8 protein-coding genes and 1 pseudogene are annotated in these 8,387 nt (G+C 64.8%); 8 read left to right on the top strand and 1 reads right to left on the bottom strand.

From position 1 onward, the window contains the following. The 5 genes from NA5_RS41235 to NA5_RS05525 form a co-directional block, all read left to right on the top strand. Positions 1 to 1,000 (top strand): alpha/beta hydrolase family protein (locus NA5_RS41235; protein ID WP_062982591.1); only part of this gene is annotated, 1,000 nt, incomplete at its 5' end. 5 nt (positions 1,001 to 1,005) lie between these two features. Then, on the top strand, positions 1,006 to 2,343 hold the full coding sequence (locus NA5_RS05505; protein ID WP_157110247.1) for a serine hydrolase: 1,338 nt from the start codon (positions 1,006 to 1,008) through the stop codon (positions 2,341 to 2,343). 538 nt (positions 2,344 to 2,881) lie between these two features. After that, the gene (locus NA5_RS05515; RefSeq protein WP_062982597.1) at positions 2,882 to 3,871 is read left to right on the top strand and encodes a GlxA family transcriptional regulator; all 990 of its coding nucleotides are present in this window, start codon (positions 2,882 to 2,884) and stop codon (positions 3,869 to 3,871) included. A 28-nt stretch (positions 3,872 to 3,899) separates the two neighbouring features. Then, complete coding sequence (locus tag NA5_RS05520; protein WP_062982612.1) at positions 3,900 to 4,568, top strand: DJ-1/PfpI family protein; 669 nt, start codon at positions 3,900 to 3,902, stop codon at positions 4,566 to 4,568. 18 nt (positions 4,569 to 4,586) lie between these two features. Continuing rightward, positions 4,587 to 4,994, top strand: coding sequence for a RidA family protein (locus NA5_RS05525; protein WP_062982599.1), 408 nt, complete (start codon positions 4,587 to 4,589; stop codon positions 4,992 to 4,994). Between the two features lie 122 nt (positions 4,995 to 5,116). Here the strand turns inward: NA5_RS05525 and NA5_RS40165 are convergent. Continuing rightward, positions 5,117 to 5,242: pseudogene (locus NA5_RS40165) on the bottom strand (type VII secretion protein EccB); the annotation flags it as partial. A 14-nt stretch (positions 5,243 to 5,256) separates the two neighbouring features. On the opposite strand from NA5_RS40165, the gene NA5_RS05530 reads away from it, so the two are divergent. From NA5_RS05530 to NA5_RS05540, 3 genes are all read left to right on the top strand, one after another. After that, positions 5,257 to 5,472 (top strand): hypothetical protein, encoded by a 216-nt coding sequence (locus NA5_RS05530; protein WP_169811268.1) that lies wholly within the window; start codon positions 5,257 to 5,259, stop codon positions 5,470 to 5,472. A gap of 37 nt (positions 5,473 to 5,509) precedes the next feature. Beyond that, complete coding sequence (locus NA5_RS05535) at positions 5,510 to 5,737, top strand: hypothetical protein (protein WP_157110248.1); 228 nt, start codon at positions 5,510 to 5,512, stop codon at positions 5,735 to 5,737. A gap of 2,049 nt (positions 5,738 to 7,786) precedes the next feature. Beyond that, positions 7,787 to 8,383 carry a hypothetical protein gene (locus NA5_RS05540; protein ID WP_062982610.1) on the top strand — a complete coding sequence of 199 codons (597 nt, stop codon included), beginning with the start codon at positions 7,787 to 7,789 and terminating at the stop codon, positions 8,381 to 8,383. Positions 8,384 to 8,387 lie beyond the last annotated feature (4 nt).

Here is an 8,387-nt window from a genome sequence, read left to right on the forward strand (position 1 = left end):
GCTCGCGCCGCCAGCCGAATCGGGTTGGACCCCACCGCGTTACGCCACGCCGCGCCGCTTCACCGAGCAAGAGATCACCCTGGAATGCGGACCGCTCACGGTCCCGGGCACGCTGGCCATGCCCCGCGGCGGCCGTAACCGGCCGGGAGTGGTGCTGATCTCCTCCGGCGCCAGCGACCGGGACGTGACTGTGGGACCGAACAAGCCGTTCAAGGACCTCGCATGGGGCCTGGCCAGCCGCGGAGTCGCTGTGGTGCGGTTCGACAAGGTCACCCATGTGCACACCCACATGGAGCACGAGCCCGGATTCACCATGGTCAAGGAGTATCTACCGAATGTGCTCGCCGCCGTGCGGCTGCTGCAGCAGCAGCCCGGGGTCGATCCCGCCCAGGTTTTCGTCGCGGGCCACAGCGGTGGCGGTAAGGCCGCGGTCCGCGTCGCCGCGGTCGATTCCTCGATCGCGGGTGTGGTGATGCTGGCCGCGGACACGGTCCCACTGCCACGCGCCGCCACGCGCATATTCAGCTATATCGCTGATCTGGAACCGGTCACGAATATGGCCGCGACTCTTGCAGGCAGCGCCGAGACGATCGCGCGGACCGAAGATCCGACTCTGTCACCCGAAACCCCCAGCACGGAACTGCTGTTCGGCTGGCCCGCCTCCTACTGGCTGGACCTGCGCGAGTTCGACCAGGTGGGCACCGCCGCAACCCTGGACCGACCGATCCTGGCGCTGCAAGGCGGTCGCGACTATCAGGTCACCGAGGCCGACGACTTGGCCGGGTGGCGTGCGGGACTGGACGGAAAACCCGGCGTGACCATCCAAGTCTTCGCGGCCGACGACCACATGTTCTTCCCCGGCAGCGGACCCTCAGTTCCTTCGGATTATCAAGCGCCGCACCATGTCGACCCAGCGGTAGTGGCCGCCATTGCCCAATGGATAGCGCCGGGCGGAGGCCGCTCTCCGATGTCCCGGCTGCTGTCTCGCCTCGGTAGGTGAACGTCATGACCAGTCCAACTTGCAGCAACGCAGCAGCACAACTGTACTGGATAATCGCCGCGTCCTCGTCCGGAAAAACGCTGCCGGACACCGAAATCCGGGATCATCTCGTTCCCCGGCTGCTGGACTCGGGTGGTGCCGAGCGTTTCGCCGCCGGTCTGGCAGCACTGGGCCCGCTCACCGTCAGCGAAATCCGCATCGACCAGCCCGAGCGTATCCAGGCCCTGGTGCGCGGCGCCGCCACCGAACTGCTGCTGACAGTGCACGTGAACCCAGCCGGGCTCGTCGATGACCTGGACCTGACGGTTCCGTCGCCGCCACCCGATTCCTGGGACGTGTGCGACGCACGGCTGTCGTCCCTCGGCCCGCGAGTGTGTTTCGCGGCCATGGAGATCGGGCCAGGGGGCGAGTGCCAGCTCGTCCACGGTCTGTCGCCCGAGACACTGCGTCCCACCGGATCGGCGTTCAAACTCTACGTTTTGGGCGCGCTCGGCCAGGCCGTTGACGAGGGCAGCGCCAGCTGGGACGAGCCGCTGCCGATCCGCGACGACCTGAAGAGCCTGCCATCGGGCATCATGCAGGACCGCCCACAGGGATACACCGCGCCGCTGTCCGAATACGCCGAGCTGATGGTCAGCCTCAGCGACAACACCGCCACCGACCATCTGATCCACCGGCTCGGCCGCGACGCAGTCGAATGCCAGCTCCGGCTCTTCGGTCACAGCGCGCCCGAGGCGAATATTCCCTTCCTCACCACGCGCGCGTTTTTCCGATTCAAGTCATCGCCCGATTCCACTCTCGCGCAACGGTATCCAGATCTGCCAGTATCCGAGCGCCGGGCGCTGCTGGAATCCCTGGAGCGGCAACCGCTTCCGGATCTACCGGACATCTGGCCCGAACCGCGCGAGATCGACCGGATCGAATGGTTCGCATCGCCGATCGATATCTGCCACGCCTTCGCCGGCCTGCTACGGCTCGACCAGTCCGAAATCGGGCATGCACTGTCCCGCACCGATGCCGGGCTCTCCCTGGACCCCTCCCGATTCCACACTGTTTGGTACAAGGGCGGCAGCGAACCAGGCGTCATCACCCTGCACTACCTGGCCCGCACCGCCGATGACAGGTTGCTGGCCACCAGCCTGCTGATATCCGACCCGCAGGCATCACTTGTGACCCTTGCGACCATCGTGGCGGCCCAGTCTGCGCTGCGCGGCGCATTCGAACTCATGGCCGCCTCACCAGCCCACGAGCCGGTCCCGCCGGTCAGTCCCGCACCCTCGACGAGACTAGCCGACCGGCCAGCACAACAGCCCACCAGCTCACAGCATGATCAAAGCCGCTGAAAAGAAACGCTCCCAATGACATACATCTCAACGACGCTGGCGGAGCACGACCAGCAACTATGGGAGTTCGACCTACTGGCCACACTCAGGCGGTCCGGTCCGCCCTATCGGATGACGCAGGTGCACTCACCGACTCGGCGATGATCACCTCGGGCGCGATGACCAACCGAGTCGACCGTCTCGTCAAACGCGAATTGTCAGCCGCGAATTGGATCCGGACAATCGGCGATCGGTCTTGATCAGCCTCACCGACCGCGGACGCGAACTGGTCGGCGCGACGATGGCCGACCACGTCGCCGCGGTAAATCATCAGCGCGACTTTTCGCGAATTTGGACAGGGATCCGCGAAAGGCTGTACCTCACAACGGCTCTTGGAGGCGGCGGGGGTGCGGGCGCTGATCGCCGAGGCCACCAACGACGGGGCTGGGCTCCGTCGCTGAGTCACGTTTCCGCGGCTTACTGGGCAGGGTGTGTATGGCAGGATTCGCCTGGAATATGTCATTGCCGCCATCGCGATGCCTGCTGAAGAATCAGCCGCATGGTCGAGCAGCGGGCGGGTCGTCGCGTCGTCTTCCTGGTCTTTCCGGGCGTACAGGCGCTTGATCTGGTGGGCCCGATGGAGGTCTTTCATGGGGCGAGCCAGATGGTGGACGGGGCGTACACGGTAGAGATCGTCGGGGGCGGTTCGCAGCCGGTGACATCATCCAGCGGTCTGTTGATCCAGCCGACCGTCGACCTCGCGCACTGCAGCGGCCCGATCGACACGTTGCTGGTCGCCGGGGGACTGCCTGGCGTGAGAGCGGCAGAGCAGGATGAGGAGCTCATATCCTGGCTGCAGTCGGCGGCGCGGCGGTCACGTCGTGTGGGGTCGGTCTGCAATGGTGCCTTGCTGTTGGCGCGGGCGGGCGTGCTCGACGGGCGCCGGGCCACCACCCACTGGGCAGCGTGTGAAGAACTTGCATGCCGCTACCCACAGGTCGCAGTGGAAGGTGATCCGATCTTCGTCCGTGACGGGAGGGTGTGGACCTCTGCGGGCGTGACGGCAGGGATGGATCTGACGCTGGCACTGGTCGAGGATGATCTGGGCCGTGCGGTGGCGTTGGAAATCGCCCGCTGGTTGGTGTTGTTCCTACAGCGCCCTGGTGGTCAATCGCAGTTCAGCGCCCAACTGGTTGCTCAACGGGCCGAACGCAGACCACTGCGCGAACTGCAGGCGTGGATCACCGACAACGTGGCCGCGGATCTGCGCGTCGAGGTTCTGGCCGAGCGCGCCTGCATGAGTCCCCGGCACTTCGCGCGTGCCTTTCGCCAAGAGGTTGGTGTGACACCAGCTGCCTATGTCGAGATGGCTCGTGTCGAGATCGCCCGCCAGGCTTTGCTCGACACCGACGCTTCCATCGATGCAGTCGCTGCACGCTGTGGCTTCGGAACGCCCGAGACGATGCGGCGGGCCTTCCACCGACGCCTGGGTGTCGGCCCCGCCAACTACCGAGCCAGATTCCGTCTCACACACGACGCGACCGCGTGAACGGCGCCCCCAACACGAAGGAGTCATGATGCAAGCTGCGTTCCTGCTGTATGAGGGCTTTACCCCCCTCGATGTAATCGGCCCGTTCCAGGTGCTCGCAGCGGTGCCCGATATCGAGCCGGTTTTTGTCGCCGAACGCCCCGGGACCGTGGACAGCGACTCGGCGCCGTGTGCGATCGTCGCCCAACGGACGCTGGAGGAGGTTCCTTCGCCTGACATCGTGGTTGTCCCTGGCAGCCTGGCCTCCTTCTACACGTTGTTCGGGCACGAACCGACCCTGGCCTGGATCCGAAGCACCCACGAGCATGCACGGTTCGTGACCTCGGTCTGCACGGGCTCGTTGTTGCTTGCCGCCGCCGGGTTGTTGGAGGGAATGCCTGCGACGACACACTGGGCGGCCCGCGATCTTCTTCCGAGATTCGGTGCGATCCCCACTCCAGAACGTGTGGTGAAGAGCGGAAAGATCATCACGGCGGGTGGAGTATCGGCGGGTATCGACATGGCCCTGCATCTGGTCGCGGAACTCAACGGAATCCAGACGGCACAGGCCGTACAACTCGGCATCGAATACGCACCCGACCCGCCGTTCAACTCCGGCAGCAAGGAGAACGCCAGCGCAGACCTGATAGCTGCTGTGGCCACCGCCTTCGCCCACCGCGGAGCCACCTGGATCTCCGACCTGCAGACCACGGCCTGACACCCAAGGGAGGCTTCGATGCCAGTGACCACGATCAACCCACCGGGGCTGCTCACCCCGAACGGCTATGCCCACGTCTCCGTGGCGACAGGTTCCAAACTCATCCATGTAGCCGGACAGGCGGCCCACGACCCCGACGGTAATATCGTCGGCCCGGGAGACCTCACCGCTCAAACCGAACGCGCGCTCGACAACGTGGCGATCGCCCTCGCTGCGGCCCAAGCCACCTTCGACGACATTGTGAACCTGACGTTCTACGTTCCCAACTGGGATGAGTCCAAGTTCCCTGCGCTGGCCGAAGGCATCCGAGCCGCCGCTGCCACGCTGGGCATCAACCCGATCAAACCCAGTGCCCTGATCGGTGTCGCCAGCCTCGGCCGTCCCGAATGGCTGATCGAGATATCCGCCACCGCCGTGACAACATAACTGCGAAAACCTCGGAATCTGGCGCGGAGTGTCCGGTGTCCGTGACTCGCCCCCGGCTTGGCTGGGTACGTCAACAGATTACGGGACAGAGCCGAATGGACTGAGCCGGGCCGTTTAAGGTCGATGCTTCGCGTTTGGGGCACGTCGGGCGCCGCTATCCGCACGTCCCGCCGGATCAACGCGTGTTCGAGCCTCCTGATCAGAAAACGATATCCGTTGACTTGCGCCCGAGATCCTGGCCGCGACAATGGTGATCGCGTTGATGTCGCTGCCGTTCGAGTTCATGGTCTTCATGCGCATCGATATCTACTACGTGCTGCAGGACATTCTGGCCTGCCGCAAGTGTTCGGTGACGGCACTGCCTATGCCCGACACCCGGAAAGCGGGTGTGGTGCACCATCTTCGGATCGACTGCCAGGACGGTCGACCCCAGCCTAGGGTTGCCGCAGCACGAACGCCGAGCGGTGCGGATCTATAGCATCGTCCTGGTCGTAGGAACGGCACTCTGCGTCGGCGTGACGGTTATGTTCACCGTTCCCGCCGACCTGACGTTGATCTCGCGGGCGCTCACCGGCATCGGCTTGGGCCAATCGCTGAGAAGCAACCTCGACAGCATCGTCGTCTTGGTCATTCTCGGCAGCGTGCACACAGTGTGGGTGCTGACGTGGTGCCGACGGCAGCGCGGTGGGTCGCATGCTGGCGCGGTCGTCGGAGACTGCGCGGCGCCCGACATACTGCTGTAGGTCCGTGATCTGGACCATGTCGAGGGACGACGATGAGAAGTCGTGGATGACGTCCTCGGGCAGGTGCACATACTCGCCGAGAACGTCGGTTGCTGAACCCCCGTAGGCCTACTTGATTCGGAATATCCTGCGCATCAACGGATGCTCTGCAGCTACCCGTCGTATACCGCGATCGTACCGACTGCTGTCGTGGCATCCTCGCTGTAGCAGACGATTTCGGTATGTGTGTAGCCCGTCGACATCGATATGCCGAAGTCGACGGACTCCCGACCTGCAGCACCGAAGTGGTAAGCCACGTCCGTGAAGTCAGCCGAATCCGCTGCGGCGTTCAGTCTTCGCTGATCGCGGCGGCCGGTGCACGGACGGCCGAATGTCCGCGGCAGCAAGCCTGCCCAATGCCGCGCCCAACGTCCGCGCCAGCATGGGACGGTCGCCGTCGGCCCACACCTCCCGGGTATCGACCTCGTCGCCAGCAGAGGTCCGGAAGCTCAACGGCGGCGGAATCCGCTCACCCGTGCGTGCGCGGCACCGCTCCAGAAACTCCAAATCGCCGCAGTGCCACGTCCGGGCGTGCCGAGTATCATTGTTCGACAACCGGTTTCGCGACCGCTGGCGGCTTGCCGAATGCTTCCGCCAGATACCGCTTCGACGACACCCCCTTGCGGTGCCTTGCCTGCCCGCGCGGCGGGCGCATTCTTCTTCCACTTCGTCAGGATCATCAGCAATACTGAGGCGCACCATGTCTGCGGTTGCAATCATTGATCTTTGTGCACACTCGATCATTGCAGCCGTTTCATATAAACGTTCAGCCATATCTGAATGCTGGCGGGAAGTACTGACGCACAACTTGTTCGTCTCACGTACGGGCGAATCCTTCAGGCAGTGCCGCGCATAGAACCTCATAGGCGACAACCCAGGATCGAGTTGAATCCGCCCCGCGTGGGGCACTGGCGTCACGCCGCTGCGCGCTCGATCGACCACGCAAAACGCGCAGCCGAACCTCCGCCATTGTGCGGATGTCTTTTCGTGCCGCGGGGCCGACCATACGAAGTTGCGGTGGAGAGCGGGCTCACCGTGGTTCATGCGTGGGAGGTGATGGTGGCGAGTCAGACGCTGTACGTCGATCCGCGGGCTTTGCGGGCGAGGGCGGCGGCGTTCCGCCAGATCGGCACCGCAGCGTTACAGCGACTGGATGAGCTCCAGAGCGAGTTCGCGGCGAAGGGGCAGCCGTGGGGTGGCGACGCGGCGGGCAAGCAATTCGAGAAGGACGTGGTGCCACAGATCAGCCAGAGCTTCTCTGTCTGTGACCAAACAGCGCGCGCAGTGCTGCAGCTTGCCGACCAACTGAGCCAGATGGCGGATCAGTACGAGACAGCGGATCTCGCTGGTGCCGGAAAGATTGCGAACGCAAGCGATGTGGGAGGCACGTCCGGCGGTGAGCTGACTCCGGCAGCACCACAGTCATCGCTGTCGGTGCCGCCGGGGTCGGCTTCTGCTGGCGCATCGCCCGCCCGAGTCCAATTGTCTGCCCGCGTCGAATCGCCCGTGCGAGTGGCACCGCAAACCGGACCTGAATCGCCCGTCGGTCCCTCGGGACCAGGGGGCCCCGGCACCCCGTCAACGCAGACCGGTGACAAGGCGGGGCCAGCACACACGCCCTCCCGAAATACTGGAGACGGCCCCGGGCCATCGGCGAACACTGGTGCATCCAACGACAAGAACCTACCTCGGTCGCCCGTGAGTGCGCCGGATGGTGGTCGCCCCGGCGGACCCGGCAAGACGCCGTCGACCACACCGGACCAGAAAGTCGCCCGTGCTGTGGATGGAAAGTCGAGCGTGACATCTCCCCGGCGACCGGTCGATCAGGGATCAGGTCCGGCATCGCTGTCCAGCACGCCATGGTCGTCCCAGTCCAAAGTCAATGCGCCACAATCGACGCCATCGCAGCCAGCGAGCGAGCAGCCACGGCAACCAACCCCTACTCGACCTCATCAGGCGGAGAAGAAACAGACCAAGAAACAGGCAAAAACCGGCCCGAGTTCGGACCTTTTGCGGCTGGGACGCGAGCTGGCCGACAGACACGGCCTGACCGTAACCGGCTTCGACACACCGCATCTCGACCCCGCCTCCGTCACCGAATTCGTCGCGGCCATCGATGCCGTCCTGCCGCACTACCCGGAGATCGACCTCCGCTCGGTGCGGATCGAGCCCACGGCAACTCAGTTGGTCGAGTCCGCAGAGCCGGACGATATCTCTGGGCGGGCGCTGACCTTGAACCGCATGCTCGTGATGCCAGCAGCGCCGCCGCCCTCCGGCGCCACGTTCGACGCGGCCGTGCGTGCATTGGGCCGAGCACTGATCGCCGCGGGCGGCGGCCGCGCGGCGGCATCGACACACTGCGTGCTGATCGGATTGTATTTGGGTTCTTTGAGCATCCGCGATCGCTTCGACACGATCGCGCGAGTTGTGCAGGGGTATCGGGCCTGGCTGACTGACGAAGGCATCCCGGTAAGCGAAGGTCGGCTCGATGCGATGGCCGCGCTGGAGGAGGCATTCCTCGCTGTTGTGCGTGATAGCGGCAGTGTGGGCAACACGGCGAAAGCTCTGCATCAGGCCGTTGTTTCGGCCGCACGCGTGGTCGGCTGATCGG

The organism is Nocardia anaemiae NBRC 100462, from assembly GCF_001612725.1.
Classification (GTDB): domain Bacteria; phylum Actinomycetota; class Actinomycetes; order Mycobacteriales; family Mycobacteriaceae; genus Nocardia; species Nocardia anaemiae.